This is a genomic window from Psychroflexus montanilacus, from assembly GCF_020164535.1.
Taxonomy (GTDB): domain Bacteria; phylum Bacteroidota; class Bacteroidia; order Flavobacteriales; family Flavobacteriaceae; genus Psychroflexus; species Psychroflexus montanilacus.
Genome location: NZ_JAIQZC010000001.1, coordinates 639,252 through 658,487 on the forward strand (window position 1 = coordinate 639,252; position 19,236 = coordinate 658,487).

Sequence of the window (19,236 nt, forward strand, 5' to 3'; positions counted from 1 at the left end):
AAAGATTCCTCCTTCGTCGGAATGACACTCAGCATTGTCATTCTGCCTGCCCGCCTTAGGCGTGGAATGCAGTGAAACGGAATGAAGAATCTCTACTGTCGTGAAACATAAAAGAATTCTAATGAAAAGATTCCTCGTCGAAGCAAAAAAAGCTTCTCTGTCGGAATGACAAACATCACTGTCGTTCAGAAGGAGTCGAAAGACGACTGATGAATCTCTACTTCCGAAAAGCATTAAAGATTCGATTTAAAAAGATTCCTCGTCGTTTCACCTCCCTCGGAATGAGACTCGGCATTGTCATTCTGAATGTAGCGTAGCGGAATGAAGAATCTCTTTTTAACTGTCATTCAGATGGAGACGTCAGTCGACTGATGAATCTCAATTGACGAAAAGCATTAAAGATTCGATATGAAAAGATTCCTCCGTCGTCGGAATGACAATAGGGATTGTCATTCTGAATGTAGCGCAGCGGAATGAAGAATCTCAACTGTCAAAAAGCATTAAAGATTCGGTATGAAAAGATTCCTCCTTCGTCGGAATGACACACGGGATTGTCATTCAGATGGAGACGTCAGTCGACTGATGAATCTCTACTCCCGAAAAGCATTAAAGATTCGATTTAAAAAGATTCCTCGTCGTTTCACTTCCCTCGGAATGACAAAAATAAAACTACAAATCAAACCTCACCCCAATTTGAAAATTATTCATATCCATCGGACTATTTCTAAAAATAGGATTGATATTGTATTGTGCAAAGATGGAAAAGTCATCCCAACCGACGTAAGTACTTAAGCCGTACAAAATATTGTTGGTATTGAAATCGTCTCTTTGTCGTTCACGAATTCTTTTGCCCAAATTATCAGTGTATTTCAATTTTTGGGTATTGAGTACATTTAAACCTACAAAGCCTCCAAAGCCGAATTTAAAATTATGATCTAGAAAATAAGCCTTCCCAGTTTTTTCGTTGAGTCTAGCATCCGATTTACCAATTTGGAAATGAACCGGGAAAATCAAATTGTCCATTCTGAATTTGTTTTTTCGCAAATTGAAGTCAAAGTCTTCAATAGTGGTTTGTGTTCCATCTGTTACAAATGTGCGATTTCCCTCAGGTTTTAGGCCATTAAACTGGAGAGAAACACCATACTTAATGCGAAGCCAATTGCTTTTTTCAAACACTCTAAAATCTCTTGCATAGCCGATTTCTAAGGTTCTGCTTCCTGCAAATCGTATTCCTGTATCATCCAAAGACCCACCGTCTGGCATAGCATTATTAAACGCAAGACCAAGCACCAAAAACTCATCTGCAGAGCGATTGAAGGTTTTCACTTGATCTTTGTTTTCAGAAGTAACTCTAACTCGTTTTGAGGTATTAGACTCGATTTTATTGTTAGAAAACGCACTAATTTCATCCTTTTCTGTGATGCTTATCAAATTCCAACCCCCAAGGTTGATGTTAAGCTCAGATTTACCATCAGAATAACCTTGATCTGTATAGATATCTTCTTGATTACGTTCAAAATACTCAATGCTGTTTTCAATAATCGCCAATTGATTTTCAATATTTTTGGCAGACTTTTCGGCTAGATTCATTTTTAGACTGTCGATTTCTCTTCTGGATAAGTCTTCGTCTGCATTCAGTTCAGCAATAGCAGCTTTCAGTTTTTCTTTTTCTTTCTTTTGCACTTGCTCTTTTTTGGCTTCCAGCTCTTTAAGTCTTTTGGCCACCTTTTTATCGTTCATATAACTTTTGTCACTGCCTGATGTCTTTACATCGTCTTGCGTTATGAAAAATTTACAGGTCTTATCCGGGCAATCGAAGGTGTAACTGTCCCAGGTTGTTCCAGACAAACCTTCCAGAGTTAAGGTTTCTCTCTTCAGGTTAATCTTAATGTAAAATGAAGTATTTTCAAGTTCGTTTTCATCACTAAATGTACCGTAATTGCTCACGTAATAAGTATTAGAAAGGACGCTGTAGGTTTGCAACTCTTTCCAGGCTGTCCCATAGTTGGAAGACATTCTAAGCCCTCCATCTTCGATGTCGAGTTCAAAGGAAAACTCTTTGTTTTGAGCCACTAGTTGAGTGCTCCAGAAATTAGCTAAAATTGCTAAAATGATAGTTAGTTTTATAGGCATGATGTTTAGGTTTTTAAAATTGAACATAGGTATAGCAGTCACGTTTTAAATAGGGCGCCAACATGTCTGTATTATGATATATTATCTAGCTCCAAGGCTGGATTTTAATTCGTTATAATTGACTTCTATCAATTTCCAGATTTTATCTTTAAAAGAGTTAGTATCCTCAAGGTCGACCTCAGCCAGTAAAGATTCTGCAGAGATTTGATCAAAAATCTGTTGGTCTTTTTCTGAAGATAATTTCGTTCTGGCTTGGGCCAGCAGAGTATCTACTTCATCAAAGTTCTGTTTGCTGTAGCGCTCTTTTTCAAGCTCCTGCTCTACCTCAGCTAATAAGGTGTTGGCTTTTAGCTGTGTAGGTGTTAGATTAGTATTGCTATAAAATTTCAGAATTTCGATGGCTGAATTTGGTTTTGGATACGCTATTGGTATCATCTGTATTCCGTTGCTTTTTAGTTGATTTACTAAAGCCATACTTTCTCTTTCAATACCTATTACATTAGGTTTTCTTTCTTCTGAATTTACAATAGATTTATTAGTGCTGGTCGAAAAATACAAAGGGGTAAGTAAAACTAAAAGCCCGATAAACCCAGCGGCAATACCGCTCCAAAGCCAAAGGCTTTTAGTTTTATTTGTGCGAGAAGTGGCTAATTCTCCGGTGATTTTTCCCCAGGCTTCATCAGTAGGTTGAATCTCCCGCTGACTGAATTTATGCTGTATATCGTTTTTAAACTTGTCCATGAGAGGAGGATCTATGCGTTTCTAATTTAGTTTTGAGCAGTCGCTTGGCCTTGAAAAGCTGCGATCTCGAGGTGGCTTCTGAAATATTTAGTGTTTTGGCGATGGCCTTATGAGAATAGTCTTCTATCACATGCATGCTAAACACGAGTTTGTAGCCTTCTGGCAATTCATCTATAAAACCCTGGAGTTCATCCACAGACCATTCGGTGAGGCTTGGCATGTCGACTTCTTCGTATTGATCGAAGCTATCGGTGGAGAATTCAAGCTGCTTTTGTCGTCTCAAAAAATCAATAGCTGTTGTAACCATAATTCTGCGAACCCAGCCTTCAAAACTGCCTTTGTTTTCGAAGTGATTGAGGTTTTTAAAAACTTTTACAAAAGCGGTGGACATCACATCTTCAGCATGCTGAAGGTCTGAAATGTAAAGCCTACACACCGACAACATTTTGGGAGCAAACTGCTTGTAGAGCCTATACTGCGCTTTTTGGTTGTGGCGCTGAGCTTCGCTGATGGTTTGCTCTAAGTCTTTATGTAGTTGTATCAGTTTCACAATTGAAATAGGTGTCTATAAATATAGACGATAAAAAAGCCTTCAGCGTTGCCTGAAGGTTCAAATTTATTTTGAAAACGTTTTAAGTTTCATCCTCACCAGACATCCGCTCTTAGGTTATACGGGGGTTGAGGCAATTATCGTGAAGTGGATAAATTTATTCTGCACAAATTCAGAAAAGAAAAAAAGCAGGTCTGTAAGCCGGATTCTGTCCCCAATAGTTGGGTCCCTATCATTTATCTAGGATTTTTGTTGCCAAAAATCTCGATCTGTTTACCCTCCAAGATTGGGCGCACAACCCTCAAGCCTTGGTTTACATAACATTTCACCACATAGAGTTTACCGATTTCACTACAGCCGAACTGTACTTGCTTTCTGTTGCACTGGTCCTTCCCGCCAAAGGCGGACGACGGGTGTTACCCGCTATGTTGTGCTATGGTGTCCGGACTTTCCTCTCTCCCGTCCCAATCCCGATAGCTATCGGGATCGGGACGGGACAGCGATAGGGCGACCTGCAACGCAAAAGTAGGGTTAATTTTGGGATATGGGTAGTGGTTTATTCGTGTATTCGTATAATCGAATAGTCGTTTAATGGTAAATTTTGAATTAAGAATTTTCAATTTTCCTACCTTCTATTCCCTACTCCCTAAATCCTCCTCAAAGACTCAGAACTACTTCGTCTTTAATTTTAAAGCGCGATCGGGGTAATCGGTAATCAAACCATCAACTCCATACTTCAATAACGTTTTCATTTGCTCTAATTCGTTGACCGTCCATGGAATGACTTGGATGCCTTTCTCATGTGCCTCAGCTACAAGCTTTTTGTTCACCAAAGGAAAATAAGGACTATAGATCTCAGGTTCAAAACCCAAGTCATTTAAAGCTGTATCAAAATCTGTGTTATACACCAAAGCGGCTAATTTGACGTTGGGATAAGCCTTATGCAATTCTTTTAAAACTCTAAAATCAAAGCTCTGCAAATTCACCCGGTTTATATCTGTTTCTTCCAGCAACAGATCCATGACCATCTTGACGAATTCAGATGGTTTGGGATGAAAAAGGTCATCACCTTCAGGAAGGCTTTTTAGTTCGATATTGTAAGCGATTTCTTTACCGTGATTTTTACGAAGGCTATCCGCCATTTGGAGCACTTCCCTAAGTAAAGGTTTGTAGGCCGACTCTAACTTTTGTTCTGGAAAAGCTGGATTATATTTGCTCCCACAATCAAAACGTTTCACCTCCTCATAAGTCATTTGGTAGATATTAAATGACTTTTCATTAGCTTTTTCAATGTCATTTCCATCAGCATCCAAACAAATATCGGCATTCATCCAGGGTTCATGAGAAACGATAATTTGTTTGTCCTTGGTCACCGCCAAGTCCAATTCAAGGGTGTTCACACCCAGTTCCAAAGCCTTTTGAAACGCTTGCAAGGTGTTTTCTGGCGCAAGCCCTCTTGCTCCTCTATGACCCTGAAGATCAAACTTATATGTGGTTGATTTTGAAATAGCCTTGTCGTTTTGAGTTTGAGCATTTACTGTGGGTAAGGTAAGTAATAGCATGAGTAGATATTTCATTAGTCTTTTATTTTATCATTAATAAATTCCTGACTTTCTTCCAAAACGGACTCCCAGTCCTTGGACCTAAGGTCACTGGCAATCACGTGATTTCCTGTCTCTGGAAAAGCTTGCTTTTGCTTTAACTCTTTAGGAGTTCCTAATTGATCGTACATCTCTAACATGGCTTGAACAGAAACCACCTTGTCTTGTTCATCCTCGTTTTTGTAATAATACGCCATAAAAACAGGGCATTCAACAGCCTTAAAGGTTTCTGGCGTCATCGTTTCTTTGAGCATGCCAATCAGTGCAACATAAGCATTGATATGATATTCGGTTGACCAGTAATTTGACTCCGGCTCTGGGCGATCCATTTTTTGCACTTCACCTCCAATCATAGATTTGAACATCTCACGACCTTTGTCTGTTGTAATTTGAGACATCATAGGATTTTTTAGTCCTACGAATGGTGAATACATAACTAATCCTGCAATATCATCGTGCTTGGAAGCTAAATGAAGACTAAGAGTGCCGCCTGTTGAAGTGCTTATCAAAATTACTTTTTTTCCTAAACGTCTTCCAACATCAAGCGCTTCTTCCGCTGACTCCAGATACTTTTCTTTGGTCAATTCTTTAAATCCTTCCACTCCACTTCTGCCGTGTCCTTTAAGCCTTGCATAAAATACATTGGCTTCAAATGCTTTGGCTAATTTAGAAATTACCGGTTCTGCTTCCATCCTACTTGCACCGAAACCATGTAGATAGACAAATACCAAATCTGTAGGTATTCCAGGGTCCTTTGCCCAGGAAATCATGGCATTGTTATCCTTTTTTAAGTCTGGAATGTTAGATTCTTGCTTCTCGATCCACTGTTCGATATTTTCAATTGAATATGCTTGTGCAGATTGAGCAGAAAGCTGTGGAGAAATCCACAGCATCCAGCTCATGATAAGTATAAGTTTTGAAACTTTTTTCATGGTTTTTGCTTTTTATAAAGCTAATTAAAATCTAATTGAAAATTGAGCGCCAAAGAATCTTGGTGGTCCTGCAATAAAGGTAGGAATACCAAACGCCTGACCTGTATTACCAGCATCAATAATAAATTCTTCATCCAAAGCATTGGTCACAAAAAAGGTCAATTCTTTAGTCTTATCCAATCTCACCCCCAGTCTTAAGTTGAGTAATCCATAGCCATCCTGGGAAATGCCTGGTAAATTGGTTTCTTCAAAAAAGACTTCAGACTTGTAAGAATAAGTAGGTAAAAAGAAAGCTTCCACTCGAGATGATATTGGAACAGATACATTTCCTCCCAAGGAATAAGAATGTTCTGGAGTTAATCTAAATCGATTCCCAGCAAGTTCCTGTGGATTCCCGTCTTCATCTGTATCATCAAACGTAGCATCTACAAAAGCATAGTTAGCGAAAAGACTTATATTTTGTGTTACTGCATACTGCAAAGAGGTTTCAAATCCATAGGCTGTTGCACTTCCACTATCATTTGGAACTATCAATAAGCCATCACCTCCTGGATCGAAGGTTGCAATAGATGTCTGGAAATTTTGATAATCGTAGTAATAAGCATTTGCATCAAATTGAAGTCTCTTGTCCATAAACAAGGTTTTTAATCCAAGCTCATAGGACCACACGGTTTCATCCGACAACACATTAACGTCTGTAGCCGTTACATTGATCACGTTTGGTCTTCGTCCACGGGATATGTTACCAAAAGCAGAAACCTGTTCATTCAATTTGTAATCCAATGCAAATCGGCCTACAGCAGAAGTGAAGTTTTCACTAGCTTTTCTTCTTTGATTATTTGTAGACCCGAAGATATTGTTTGGAAAACTTCCTATAAAGTTTCCAAGTAATCCTGGAACTTCAGCGTCTTCGACTTCCAGAGCAGCGTTTATATTTTCCCATGTTAATCTCAAACCTAAAGTTGCCGTCAATTTATCAGTAAGATCATAAGAGCCGTCTGCAAATAAGTCACCAGAATAGTTTTTACCAAAATTAGTAGAACGTTCTGTATTAAACTCTTGTAACGGTGCTCCAGCCAAAGGACCAAAGGCTGCTGGATCATTAGGAATGTTGGGGATTAGGGTTGGCACTCCATTAACTATAAAATTGTCTCCAGCCAAAAGTAAAGCTGCATAGCTTTGTTCATTAATTTCTAAAGGAACGGATTGTGAACCATCTTCAGCAAAGAAATTAGCTCCAAAAAAACCTCTAAAGCGATCATTTGTATCAAAATTGAATCTTACCTCTTGACTAAACTGATTACCCTTAGCTTGTTCTCTAAAAAATAGAACCGCAGCTGCTGTACCATCAGCATCAAAGGCTTCATCAGAATCAAATTCTCTGTATGCAGAAATGGATGTGAAATCCCAGTTTTCATTAAAATTATGCTTAAGTATTGCTGTGAGTCCCCATACATTTCTGTCCACTCCAAGCTCTTCACCGCGTTCCAAATCGGCAAACGTATTTGGATTGGTGTCACCACCTAAGGGTGCAAAACGTCCACTTTTAAAAGAAGTTCCTGGTGGAGTATCTCTTTGCCAGTTGGCAATAAAATCTAAAGTTGTTTTTTCTCCAACGAGGTACTTCAAGGAGGTTCTAAAAGCTAGTGTTTCCTTACCATTCAAATCACCGCCAGAGCGATTTTCTAAAAAACCATCTCTACCGTTATAAATTCCAGCTACTCTTAAAAAAAGTTTATCCTCTACAAGCGGCGTATTTACATGACCGGTGAGTATACGCTGATTGAAGTTACCGTAAGCAGCTTTGAGGTAAGCAGAATTTTCATTTTTAGCCTTATTTTGAATCAGGTGAACGGCTCCAATTTGGGCACCTCTACCAAATAATGTCCCTTGAGGACCTTTTAATACTTCCACTCGTTCCATGTCGTAGAGTTCCACCACAGATCCTCTGGATTTACTGATGGAAACCCCATCCTGAAACACAGAAACACGAGGTTCAACCCGAGAGTCTCCGCTATCTGAAGTAATCCCACGAACTACAATACCAGGGTTATTCACACTTTGGATTTGAATTTGTAAGCCAGGTACAAATTCAGAAAAGGCATCGTATTCAAAGGTATTGGTATTATCTAAAAATTTCCCACCGTAGGAGGTGATGGCTATTGGGACATCCTTATTCATTTGTTCACGTTTCTGAGCTGACACCATAATACCATCCAGCATATAGCTAGCTTCCTTTAACTGGAATGACAATTCAAGATTTCCTGAAACGTCTACAACTTGTTCTACGGTTTCAAAACCAAGATAAGTTACTCTTAATGTAAAACTACCTTCTGGAACATTTCTCAATACGTAATTTCCATTTGGATTGGTCACCGCTCCTTTATTAAGTTCAGGGATCATCACATTGGCACCAGGGATCAAATTGTTATTGGTATCTCTTACTTCACCAGAAACGGAGTAGGTTTGAGAAAAACCAGTTAAACTCATCAGGCTGAAAAGCACTGCAAATAAATAAATCTGTTTCATTTTTGTTTATGTTTTTTCCAAAAGTACCTGAACAAAACCGAGGTAACTTTAAGAGAAAAGCATCAAAATGTTAACAGACAATACGAATGAGTTAATAAAGTATTAAGAGAAAACACTGGATTAATTTTAAACTAATGTTGATTTAACGAACAGATAAACTTTCATTAACTTTCTTTAACCGAAACCGCATCATCACTGGAAGGTGATCTGAAAGTAATTGAGTTTCACTTATGGTTTTAGCTTCGAGCATTTCAATGTGTGCTGATGAATAAAAAATATAATCAATCTTCACTTCAGGGGATTCTGCACTATAAGTAAAGTGGTCTTGCTTTGATACAGGAAGTGAATCTAAAGCAATAGCTCCCTTAAAATTGTGCGACTTGTAAAAAGGGGACATAAGTGAACTCTCTAGCGGAAATACTGATTCATTAAAGTCACCAAGAAGGATGCTAGGTCCTTTTTCGGCTTCTTTTCTAAATGCTTCAAAAACACGTTTTAGGTGAAGTGCTCTTGTCTTTTCGCTAAAAGCTTCCAAATGAATGTTTATAACTGTCACCTCCTGTCCGTTTAGTGAAAGTGTGGTAGTTTGCATTAATCTATCCAGATAAAAGTCATTGTAGTAGAAAGGTTGATCAACTGGCTTTTCAAGGATCTCAACAGTATTGGTCAAGACTGGAAACTTGCTGATGACTGCTTGCCCGGATTGTACTTTTCCAAACTGAAGATGAAGGGGCCAATTTGGAAAAGGGACATAATTTTTGTCCCAGTTTAAAGCCTTGGCGCCATAGTTAAATTTGCCTTCTTTCAAAAGAAAATCAAACTGATCCAGATCAAAACTTCTAGAACTACCAAAATCTATTTCCTGCATAGCCAAAATATCTATGGATTCTTTGTCCAGTAATTGAATCAAAGACTCTGCATTGGTGTCAAATAAAGCTTTGGACCTTTCTACGGCTTTATTATTGGTCATTCCTGAAAGGTATCCAATATTAAACGTCATGATGGAAATTGTATCTTTTTGGATTGAACCAGACTCTTTGGCATCGTAGATTACATAGCGGTCTGCATCCGAATTAAATGCTCCTGAAGTAGCCCAGGTATAGAATCCAAGGAAAGCTATAACTATTACAACCAGAACTAGAGTAATTTTTTTCATGATCAGAATTTTGCCTAAATCACTTAAATTCTCTTGAGTTAAAAGTTAAGTCAGCATCAATAAAAGTTTAAGCTAATTAAATTAAGAGGTTCCAGATGTAGGATATCAGAGCATAGATGATAGACTTATGGCTTTAGGAAACATGAAAATTGAAATAGGTCGTGAGTCGTGAGTCGTGAGTCGAATTTAAAATTCTTTATTCAATATTCCATATTTTATGACCTATTGCTTAAGCTTCCTGCATTTTTAGAATTTCCTTGCAAATGACTTTCCCTTTATCTAAGCTTAACCCCTTTGCCAGAGAAGCATTAGTATCGCAGGCAGCTTTCCAGCCTTTGTTTGCAATTTCCATAATGTATGGAAAGGTAACGTTGGTTAAGGCTAAAGTCGAGGTATACGGCACAGCTCCCGGCATGTTGGTCACGCAATAATGAACCACATCGTCTATAATATAGGTAGGGTCTTCGTGGGTGGTTGGTTTGGTCGTTTCAAAACAGCCTCCTTGATCAACGGCTACATCTACCATAACGGTTCCAGGCTGCATGTCTTTTAGCATATCTCTGGTGATCAATTTTGGAGCTTTTGCCCCAGCAATTAAGACAGCACCAATAATTAAATCTGCTGTTTTGATGTGTTTTCTAATGTTGTATTCATTAGAAAAGGCCGTCACCACATGATTGGGCATAATATCATTCACGTAGCGAAGTCGTTTCATATTAATGTCCATAATTACCACATGCGCTCCCAGACCTGCAGCCATTTTTGCGGCTTGTATACCAACCACGCCAGCGCCTAAAACTATAACTTTTCCTGGAGTTACCCCCGGAACACCCCCTAAGAGAATGCCTTTACCTTTGATAGGCTTTTCGAGGTATTTGGCGCCTTGCTGCGTCGCCATCCTGCCGGCTACTTCAGACATTGGGGTGAGTAACGGCAAACTCCCATCTTCATCCTGTACAGTTTCATAAGCGATGCAGATAGCTTTTGAAGTTATCATAGCTTCAGTAAGTGGCTTGCTGGAAGCAAAATGGAAGTAGGTAAAAATGATTTGACCTTCTCTTGCCAATTCATATTCTTCTTCAATGGGTTCTTTTACTTTAACAATCATCTCTGCTACATCATAAACCGATTTTAAATCTGGAAGGACTTCTGCTCCAGCCTCCTTATAATCCAGATCTGTAAATCCACTGGCGATCCCAGCTTGTGACTGGACGTATAATTGATGGTTCCGTTTAGACAGTTCATATACGCCAGCAGGAGTAATAGACACTCTGCTTTCATTGTTTTTAATTTCAATTGGTACTCCTATTTTCATGATGACACATTTAATGCATTATACCCCTGATACTTTTGGGTAAATATAAAATTATATGAACTAAATAAACATACACCCCCTTTAAAATTATATTTTTTATTAAAAAATACTTTATAACAATAAACACCCCTCTTATTAACGAAATTTATATACTCAATTCTGAGTGAATAAGAAGGGCTGTCCTGTTATCTGAAAACTTAGATTAACTGAAATAAATAGTACATTTAATGCTTAAAATTTAATGTCATGTCCACATCAGATGTTTTTCAAATTGTCAATACTATCGTTCTTCCTGCCTGGTTGATTTTAATTTTCTTTCCAGGCAAATCATGGAGAAATCCTGTCATTTACACCTTCTCAGCGGTAATGGCTATAGTCTATACGGTTTATGTCATTTCAGGATTGGGTGATTTTGACATGGAGTCTTTTAGTGAGCTCGAAGGTATCAAAGCTATGTTTACTTCCGATGAAGCAGTACTGACAGGTTGGGTGCATTACCTGGTATTTGATTTGCTGGTTGGTAACTGGATCCTGAATCAGTCACAGAAACATAATATCAATCATTTCCTCATCATTCCCTGCCTGCTCCTTTGTTTTATGTTTGGGCCAGTGGGCTTTTTACTGTTTTATATCCTTAAGTTGATTAAAATCAAAAAGATAGATTAATAAAAAGTTGTAGTCCATACAATTACAGATTTTAGGAATGGGATGTTTTACTCAAGCTCGAATTTTATCTCAAATCATAAAAAACGATTATAAAATTCTTTCTCAGCTAACTAAATCGTCGTAACAAAAAAAGGCGAAGCTTTTAAACTTCACCTTTTTTTTAAATAATAAAAACACTACTTAAACATACATTAATTACCCAATTGATCATCCACTATAGCCTGGATTGCTTCTACAGACGGTACTGCTAATTCTCCAACAGCAGCAACAGATTCTGAAGCAGTAGTCAATAAATTCATCTCATTAAACATTTCTGGTAAGCCAGGAGCCATATACATAGGAATATCCAATTCTAATTCATATCTGGTGTTGGCAATGTTTAATAAAGCTTCTACTGCAGTCCCGTTGATTTGTACAGCAACGATCGCATCAAAAATAGCTGATTCCTGACCAGACAAATCTGATGGTCTTTCAAAACCATCTTCTACAGAAGCAATAAGCGCTGCCAAATCTTCATCTGATGGAAAATCGTCACCAAGGATTTGTTGGAAATCCTCGATGATAGCAACTCTATTGGCTACTACTAAATTTTCAATTTCATTTGCAGCTGTGATAGCATTTTCACTAGAAGGGTCAGCCTGATATGCTTCTACAGCACTCATAGCATCAGCTCTTACCTGAACATCAACAATCACTCTAGCGAAGTCGTTGTCGGTAAGCATACCCAAATCTTCTATCAATTTTCCTATGGGACCATCGATAAAATCTGCAACACCATCTACAGCAACTCTAAAATCTTCATAACCTCCTAGTGCTTCTCTATTCAACTGCTCATCTACGATAGCCTGAATTGCTTCTACTGAGGGGACAGCTAAGTTACCTACTGCTGTTACAGAGTTTAAAGCAGTTTCTAATAAATTCTGCGTATTAAGAGAAGCAGGCAAACTTGGAGCAGCATAAGCTGGTACATCCAGACCTAAGTCGAATCTCGTGTTGGCTATGTTCAATAAAGCTTCTACAGCAGTGCCGTTAATTTGTACAGCCAAAATTACATCAAAAGCTTCAGACTGAGTGCCCATCAAGTTTTCCGGTTTATCCAAACGTTCTTCAACTGAAGCAATCAATGCTCCAAGATCTGAGTCAGTTGGAAAATCCTCTCCCAGAATTTGTTGGAAATCTTCTATAATAGCTACTCTGTTAGCTACAACAAGGGCTTCAATAGCATTAGCAGCTTCCACAGCGTTGGCATCTGTTGGGTTCATTTCATAAGCAGCTACTGCATTTGTAGCAGCTACTCTTGCTTGCGTATCTACAGTTACTCTCGTAAAACCACTTTCTGCCATTGTCAATTCTCCTAAATCTTCAGTTAAATTACCTATAGGGCCGTCAATAAAGTCTGCTACACCATCTACTGCAGCTCTAGTGTCCTCATAGCCTTGAAGAGGCTGTTCTCCTGCAACAAAATTGTTATCGTCATCACTATCACAACTTGTCATTATCAATGCTAAAATCATAAGAACAAACATTGATTGTTTTTTAAAATACTTCATAATTTTTTTATTTTTTTGTTTCCCTTACTTACGCTGAAATGAAAGTTAGGGATTAAGAGAAAAACCACTTTAACACTTATTAACACTTATTAACACTTATTAACACTTAATCGTCTGTATTCTTATCTTTTTGAAACCACTTTTAACTTTGGAACTGGAGATGCAGCGTTATCTTATTTCTGACAAATATCATAGCTAAATCCAACCTTCAGAAAAAATGAAGACCCCTATCATGGATCCCTATTATAACCAATAAAAAAAGCTCTGCAACTGCAGAGCTTTTCTTCATTCATAAAACATAATCAACTTACATCTTTACATCAAAGCGGTCTAATTCCATCACCTTTGACCAGGCTTTGACAAAATCTGTTACAAATTTTTCTTTAGCGTCTTCAGTAGCATAAACTTCAGCTAAAGCTCTTAATTCTGAGTGAGAACCAAAAATCAAATCGGCGCGAGTCGCTGTCCATTTCACATCTCCTGTCTTTCTGTCTTTTCCTTCAAATACAGTTTTAGACTCGTTCTTAGCTTCCCATTTGTTGCTCATATCCAATAGATTCACAAAATAATCGTTGGTCAACTGACCTGGTCTTTCTGTAAAGACGCCGTGTTTATTGTTATTATGATTAGCATCCAGGGCTCTCATACCACCAAGCAATACAGTCATTTCTGGCGGTGTGAGTGTTAATAACTGAGCTTTATCTACCAATAATTCTTCTGTGCTAAGCGTGTATTGTTTTTCCTGGTAGTTAGTAAATCCATCGGCCATCGGCTTTAGCAATTGCATAGACTCTACATCGGTTTGCTCTTGTGTTGCATCAGTTCTGCCTGGTGTAAAAGGTACAGACACCTCATAACCTGCCTCTTTAGCAGCCTTTTCAATAGCTACATTTCCTCCAAGAACAATCAAGTCTGCGATAGATACTTTAGTATTGCCATTATTCTTATTGAATTTCTTCTGAATTGACTCATACTTAGAAAGCACTTTATCCAATTGCTTTGGATTATTGGATTCCCAACTACGCATTGGCTCTAGTCTAATTCTCGCTCCATTGGCTCCACCTCTCCTGTCAGAATCTCTGTAGGTTGAAGCTGAATTCCAGGCAGTATTCACCAATTCTGAAGTGGTTAAACCTGACTTTGAGATGTCTGCTTTCAATGACTGGATATCAGCATCTGTGATCATTTCATAATCAGCTTCTGGAATAGGATCTTGCCAAATAAAATCTTCTGTAGGCGCTTCCGGACCAATATAGGTAGACTTTGGCCCCATGTCTCTGTGGGTCAATTTAAACCAAGCCTGAGCAAATACTTTGTTGAATTCCTCTGGATTCTCATAAAAGAACTTAGATATTTTCAGGTATTCCGGATCTTTGATCATCGTCAAATCTGTCGTCAACATAGTAGGCTTATGAAATTTACCTTCTATGTGAGCATCTGGGTAATTGGCTTCTGCGTTGGCAGCCACCCATTGGTGTGCTCCAGCAGGACTTTTGGTCAATTCCCATTCGTTTTCAAAAAGTGACTTGAAATAACCCTGACTCCATTCTGCGGGAGTTTTTGTCCAGATCACCTCCAATCCAGAAGTAATGGTATGTTCCGCTTTACCAGATTCGTAATCACTCATCCAGCCTAAGCCTTGATTTTCAATAGAAGCAGCTTCTGGCTCAGGACCTACATTGGAAGCATCTCCAGCACCGTGGGTTTTACCAATGGTGTGTCCACCAGCAATCAATGCTACAGTTTCTTTATCATTCATTCCCATACGGCCAAAAGTCTCACGAATACCTTCAGCGGCTAGAGCTGGGTCAGGATTTCCGTCTGGCCCTTCAGGATTTACATAAATCAATCCCATCTGTACTGCTGCCAGTGGCTGTTCCAAATTCCCTTCATCATCATAACGCTTGTTGTTTGCCATGAATTCTTCTTCGGCTCCCCAATAGACATTACTCGCTGGTTCCCAGGTATCTTCACGACCACCACTAAATCCTGCGGTTTCAAGTCCCATATCTTCATAAGCGACTGTGCCTGCCAGAATCATTAAGTCAGCCCAGGACAAACTTTTTCCATATTTCTGTTTAATTGGCCATAACAATCTTCTTGCTTTATCCAAATTGGCATTATCCGGCCAAGAGTTGATTGGTGCAAAACGCTGCTGACCATCACGTGAACCTCCACGACCATCAGCCGAACGGTAAGTTCCCGCACTGTGCCAGGACATACGTATAAAAAATGGCCCGTAATGACCGTAATCTGCCGGCCACCAGTCCTGGGAAGTGGTCATTACTTCCACCAAATCAGCTTTCAATTGATCGTAATCCAAAGCAGCAAAGGCTTCTCTGTAATTGAAATCTTCACCCATAGGGTTAGATTTTGAAGAGTGTTGTCTTAACACATTCAAGTCTAAATTGTTTGGCCACCAGTCTTTTCCTCCTGAAGCTTTCTGCTCTGGAGCTGTTGCTTGTTCAGACTTTTCCTGCATTTTAGCATGTGGGTTCTCCCCATCTTTAACCTTAATCCTGATGCCTGTCACAGGACAAGTTTTGTACTCAGCTTCTGCATTTTGTTGAGCGAAGGCTACAACGGTGAACAAACTGAAGGCTGCGATTATAATTCTTTTCATAGATGAAATAATTTTATTTGAATGTCAAACTTACCTCCTAATTCTATAAGTCCAATCAATTTCAAATTAGTGTTTTTGATAAAAGAATAGAGGTTTCTAATAGTTAAATAATATCACATTAGATAATTCTATGAATCAGTGAGATAGGGTATTCGGATAGCCATTTTTCGTTTAGGGTTCAGCGTTTCCCGTGAACTTTCTTATTCGACTCAAGACTACTAGACCCAAGAATCAGGACTTCTGGAATCAAGACTGCTAGAGCCTAGATGAAAAACTCTCGACTCACCACTCAAAAACTCCCAAACTACTACAGCTCCTCTAAAATAGCTTCGAGTTTCTGATTCAGGTTGGTGATGGCTTTGGCGTAACGTTCATCCCACTCGGATAAGTCGTCTTTGTTTTGAGTTTCGATTTGATACTGTAGACCTGGCAAAATCCAGGAAGCATAGCCGCTAAAAGGGTCTGAAGACGCATACAGCGATTTGTACCAGTCACCGTAAGGCATGCCTTCTGGGTCTAAGAAGCTTTTTTCAAGATCCAGCAGCATAGCATTCAGTTGTTTCGCCTTCTTCTTGCTTATCTTTTGGCTTTCAATACGTTCCTCAAGGGCCTTCGCCACCAGGTTTGCAGTCGCATTTAAGCTGGATATCACAGAGGTGGAAGTCTTGAACCCGGCAAAATCAGCATAAAAACTCCTCACCTGCTCCTCGGCATTGTCAAAATGCATCTCCAGGTCAGTCGCATACTTCACCACATCGTAAGGCAGCAGCGTGGCATTGGCCAGGCGTAAACTGAGTGTCCCCATAACCGCCTCCACGGTTGGTCCCATTTGGAATTCGGGGTCGACGAAATTCTCGTAAAAAAAGAAGTCATCGTAGTTGGTGTGGTATAGGGTAGGCCCGCTGGCACCTCCGCTTAAGGAAGGAACACCGGCGTGCATGTAAAACGCAATATGATCTGATCCGCCACCTAGATTACCGATTTTTGGCTCGTCATTTTCTCTCGACCAGTGCTCGTAAACCGTTTCATCGGTGTAAGGATAATCCACTTGTTTGGTCGCATCGGCAAGGATGGTTTTAAGACTTGGAGCCGAAGAAGCGCCAAAATTTTTACCTGATACTGCAGCATCAAGATTGATGTAAGCTACAGCCTTGGCTTTGAGCTCATCCTTGAACTGCTCCACCCATTCGCTGGAGCCAATCACACCGTGTTCCTCAGCATCCCAGTGGGCAATGAGGATAGAGCGGTCTGGACGGTTGCCGTTTTTGGCCAGCTTGCCTAAAGTTTCAGAAAGGCTTAAGAGCATGGCGGTTCCCGAGTTGGGATCTGTCGCCCCAAAGGCCCAGGCATCGTAATGACAGCCGAGGATGATCCACTCATCGGGATAGGTTTTGCCTTTGAGCGTTCCAACAATATTATGGACTTTGGTAAATGCTTTAGGCTGATCGACTTTCAGTCTCACTTTCAAGTCAGTACCGCCTTGAAGTCTATAAGTATAAGGCAAACCACCTTGCCAGTTTTGAGGGACAACCTCGCCTTTCATGTGTTTAAAAATATGTTCTGCCGCGCCGTAAGAAATGGGCGTGACGGGTATGGTATGCAATCCAGCCTCTCCAGGATCGAGTCGGTCGGGAGAGTCCTTATGATCACGTGGTAAAGCAGGCTCGTAGGGCGTTAAGGGATCGCCTGTCCAGTCGGCAGTAAGTAAGGAGCCGCGCTGGATTCCGCTGTCGTTGTAATACACACCCTCAGGAAAAACCAGTCCGCGTGTGAAGCCAGAATCTTTGGGGTCGGTATAAATAATTAAACCCGCAGCACCATGAGCTTCGGCAAATTTGGCTTTATAGCCGCGGAAGTTACCTCCGTAGCGGGCGATGACGATTTTATCTTTGACGGAAACTCCCAATTCTTCCAGTTGTTCAAAATCAGCTTTGGTGCCGTAATTAGCGTAAATGACCTCAGCAGTAACATCGCCACTTCCCGAATAAGCGTTCCAGCCTTTCACAAGGTCGGGATGACTGGAATACGGATCTTCTTCCAGGGCATTTTCCTGTTGATCCAGGACTTTGCCTTCTGGAGAGATCACTTCTACCAGAGATTCGCCAGGGCCGCTACTCATATAGACGTCGTAGGGATAGGTCTCGACATCCAGACCGGCCTGACTCATGCTTTGAACGATGTAGTCTTTCACTTTTTCGTTGGCTGGCGTCCCAGCGATGTGTGGGTTTTCGGTTAGGGTTTTCAGGTGGGCTTTGAAGCGGCTTTTATCGATGCTCTCCCGAAACTGAGTCTCGAGTTTTTCTTGAGTTTGTGCGCCTTCGGCGCTGTATCCGGTGAGGTCTTGTGCTTGCAGGGTAAGTCCTGTGAGTAAACTGAAACTGAGTATAAGTCGGTTCATGTGCTATTGATTTTTAAAATTCTGGTGATGAATTTACGTAATTTTTTTTCGTTTTTGGTTGCACGTTGTTTGTGTGCTGTTTTTCTTTTAATAATTTAGAATTGATAGCTGAGTTTTTGAGTGAGTAGTGAGTAGTGAAAAAAATAAAATTGATGATATTAGCTTGTCAAATTTTAATGCAACCAGATCTAAGAAGTAAATCGTTTAAAAATGGCATATCAAAAAGAATATTGAAAATCCAGGAAGCAGCTTGGCTGGAAGATAAAAGTCTGTTTGAGATCGACGTTAGTCGATTGAGTTATTTTTCATCTGTGGTGGAGGGTTCCTTTAGATTTTCTTATATTATTTTTGTAGGCCTAGCGTTTTTTGGTTCTTTTTTGGGCAATGCAAAAAAGAATGAAAGCTTAAAGTAATAACGTCCATTTCACTTCGAGACTGTCCGCCTCAGGCGGGCACGCAGGCAGGTACAATCCCAATTTCCATCGGGACTACTAATGGCTTTTTTTATAACTAGTTCCATTTCTGTAATTTAAGGCACTTTTAAAAGTTTTCCCTTTGAGGGAAATGCCGATAGGCAAAGGGTGTTATTCCGTGATTAAAATGCGCTTGATAAACACCCTTCTCCCGTCTTCCCTCTGAGGGAAGAGGCTTGTTTCAGTTATTTTTTATTATTCACTAAATCGTATCGAGAACTGGTTTGGTCTCAAAGCATGGAATAACTAGAAAATATTTTTCCGTTAGGTCGAGTTCTCGACTCCGCTCGAACTGACAGTGGTCGAGAAGCTTGTCAGTTCGAGTGATTTATTTGCTTCCCAAAAGCGAATAAATAGTATCGAGAACTAGTTTCGTCTCAAAGCATCGAATGACTAGAAAAAAGTCTTGCGTTGGGTCGAGTTCTCGATACGATTTGTGTTTTGTAATACTTTTTGCCATTGCCGCAAAAAGTATTCAAAAACCCCGATAGCTATCGGGGAGGCTTATTTTTATGTCTTTAAAAACTACGAAAGTGTTTCCTCCACGCAAAGCAAACCGTTTCACTAGT

Annotated in this window: 14 protein-coding genes and 1 other RNA gene; 3 read left to right on the forward strand and 12 right to left on the reverse strand. The window is 39.8% G+C overall.

The window, feature by feature from the left end; genetic code table 11:
* Window positions 1-669: 669 nt before the first annotated feature.
* The 9 genes from LB454_RS02950 to ald all read right to left on the reverse strand — a co-directional run bounded on the left by LB454_RS02950 (window position 670) and on the right by ald (window position 10,957).
* On the reverse strand, window positions 670-2,133 hold the full coding sequence (locus LB454_RS02950) for a hypothetical protein (protein WP_224462973.1): 1,464 nt from the start codon (window positions 2,131-2,133) through the stop codon (window positions 670-672).
* Window positions 2,134-2,214: 81 nt separating this feature from the next.
* Window positions 2,215-2,874, reverse strand: a complete 660-nt coding sequence (locus LB454_RS02955) for a hypothetical protein (RefSeq protein WP_224462976.1) — start codon at window positions 2,872-2,874, stop codon at window positions 2,215-2,217.
* Entirely contained in the window at window positions 2,861-3,424 is a 564-nt protein-coding gene (locus LB454_RS02960) for an RNA polymerase sigma factor (protein ID WP_224462978.1), read from the reverse strand. Before LB454_RS02960 ends, LB454_RS02955 begins: the two co-directional genes overlap by 14 nt.
* Before the next feature lie 181 nt (window positions 3,425-3,605).
* Window positions 3,606-3,943: RNase P RNA component class A (gene rnpB / locus LB454_RS02965), an RNA gene on the reverse strand.
* A 152-nt stretch (window positions 3,944-4,095) separates the two neighbouring features.
* Window positions 4,096-5,001, reverse strand: coding sequence for a glycerophosphodiester phosphodiesterase (locus LB454_RS02970; protein ID WP_224462980.1), 906 nt, complete (start codon window positions 4,999-5,001; stop codon window positions 4,096-4,098).
* A complete protein-coding gene (locus tag LB454_RS02975; RefSeq protein ID WP_224462983.1) occupies window positions 5,001-5,957 on the reverse strand; it encodes an alpha/beta hydrolase in 957 nt (318 codons plus the stop codon). The genes LB454_RS02970 and LB454_RS02975 overlap by 1 nt, the downstream gene beginning before the upstream one ends.
* A 24-nt stretch (window positions 5,958-5,981) precedes the next feature.
* Window positions 5,982-8,486, reverse strand: coding sequence for a TonB-dependent receptor (locus LB454_RS02980; RefSeq protein ID WP_224462986.1), 2,505 nt, complete (start codon window positions 8,484-8,486; stop codon window positions 5,982-5,984).
* 142 nt (window positions 8,487-8,628) lie between these two features.
* Window positions 8,629-9,642 (reverse strand): endonuclease/exonuclease/phosphatase family protein, encoded by a 1,014-nt coding sequence (locus LB454_RS02985; RefSeq protein ID WP_224463002.1) that lies wholly within the window; start codon window positions 9,640-9,642, stop codon window positions 8,629-8,631.
* A gap of 229 nt (window positions 9,643-9,871) precedes the next feature.
* Window positions 9,872-10,957, reverse strand: coding sequence for an alanine dehydrogenase (gene ald / locus LB454_RS02990; protein ID WP_224463005.1), 1,086 nt, complete (start codon window positions 10,955-10,957; stop codon window positions 9,872-9,874).
* Window positions 10,958-11,203: 246 nt separating this feature from the next.
* On the opposite strand from ald, the gene LB454_RS02995 reads away from it, so the two are divergent.
* Complete coding sequence (locus LB454_RS02995) at window positions 11,204-11,623, forward strand: ABA4-like family protein (RefSeq protein WP_224463007.1); 420 nt, start codon at window positions 11,204-11,206, stop codon at window positions 11,621-11,623.
* A gap of 191 nt (window positions 11,624-11,814) precedes the next feature.
* On the opposite strand, the gene LB454_RS03000 is transcribed toward LB454_RS02995, so the two are convergent.
* The 3 genes from LB454_RS03000 to LB454_RS03010 form a co-directional block, all read right to left on the reverse strand.
* Window positions 11,815-13,173, reverse strand: coding sequence for a hypothetical protein (locus LB454_RS03000; RefSeq protein WP_224463009.1), 1,359 nt, complete (start codon window positions 13,171-13,173; stop codon window positions 11,815-11,817).
* Window positions 13,174-13,480: 307 nt separating this feature from the next.
* Window positions 13,481-15,796, reverse strand: a complete 2,316-nt coding sequence (katG, locus tag LB454_RS03005; protein WP_224463010.1) for a catalase/peroxidase HPI — start codon at window positions 15,794-15,796, stop codon at window positions 13,481-13,483.
* Between the two features lie 307 nt (window positions 15,797-16,103).
* Window positions 16,104-17,711: a M28 family peptidase gene (locus LB454_RS03010; protein ID WP_262902765.1), complete on the reverse strand. Its 1,608-nt coding sequence runs from the start codon at window positions 17,709-17,711 to the stop codon at window positions 16,104-16,106.
* Between LB454_RS03010 and LB454_RS03020 the strand changes: the two genes are divergently transcribed.
* Complete coding sequence (locus LB454_RS03020; RefSeq protein WP_224463881.1) at window positions 17,616-18,032, forward strand: hypothetical protein; 417 nt, start codon at window positions 17,616-17,618, stop codon at window positions 18,030-18,032. The two genes, LB454_RS03010 and LB454_RS03020, sit on opposite strands and share 96 nt — an antisense overlap.
* Before the next feature lie 338 nt (window positions 18,033-18,370).
* Window positions 18,371-18,607 carry a hypothetical protein gene (locus LB454_RS03025; RefSeq protein ID WP_224463011.1) on the forward strand — a complete coding sequence of 79 codons (237 nt, stop codon included), beginning with the start codon at window positions 18,371-18,373 and terminating at the stop codon, window positions 18,605-18,607.
* Window positions 18,608-19,236 lie beyond the last annotated feature (629 nt).

Excerpts from the sequence above, each read along its gene's own strand:
- LB454_RS02950 (WP_224462973.1), bottom strand. The coding sequence starts at position 2,133 with ATGCCTATAAAACTAACTATCATTTTAGCAATTTTAGCTAATTTCTGG.
- LB454_RS02955 (WP_224462976.1), bottom strand. The coding sequence starts at position 2,874 with ATGGACAAGTTTAAAAACGATATACAGCATAAATTCAGTCAGCGGGAG.
- LB454_RS02970 (WP_224462980.1), bottom strand. The coding sequence starts at position 5,001 with ATGAAATATCTACTCATGCTATTACTTACCTTACCCACAGTAAATGCT.
- LB454_RS02975 (WP_224462983.1), bottom strand. The coding sequence starts at position 5,957 with ATGAAAAAAGTTTCAAAACTTATACTTATCATGAGCTGGATGCTGTGG.
- LB454_RS02980 (WP_224462986.1), bottom strand. The coding sequence starts at position 8,486 with ATGAAACAGATTTATTTATTTGCAGTGCTTTTCAGCCTGATGAGTTTA.
- LB454_RS02985 (WP_224463002.1), bottom strand. The coding sequence starts at position 9,642 with ATGAAAAAAATTACTCTAGTTCTGGTTGTAATAGTTATAGCTTTCCTT.
- ald (WP_224463005.1), bottom strand. The coding sequence starts at position 10,957 with ATGAAAATAGGAGTACCAATTGAAATTAAAAACAATGAAAGCAGAGTG.
- LB454_RS02995 (WP_224463007.1), top strand. The coding sequence starts at position 11,204 with ATGTCCACATCAGATGTTTTTCAAATTGTCAATACTATCGTTCTTCCT.
- LB454_RS03000 (WP_224463009.1), bottom strand. The coding sequence starts at position 13,173 with ATGAAGTATTTTAAAAAACAATCAATGTTTGTTCTTATGATTTTAGCA.
- katG (WP_224463010.1), bottom strand. The coding sequence starts at position 15,796 with ATGAAAAGAATTATAATCGCAGCCTTCAGTTTGTTCACCGTTGTAGCC.
- LB454_RS03020 (WP_224463881.1), top strand. The coding sequence starts at position 17,616 with ATGAGCTTCGGCAAATTTGGCTTTATAGCCGCGGAAGTTACCTCCGTA.
- LB454_RS03025 (WP_224463011.1), top strand. The coding sequence starts at position 18,371 with ATGCAACCAGATCTAAGAAGTAAATCGTTTAAAAATGGCATATCAAAA.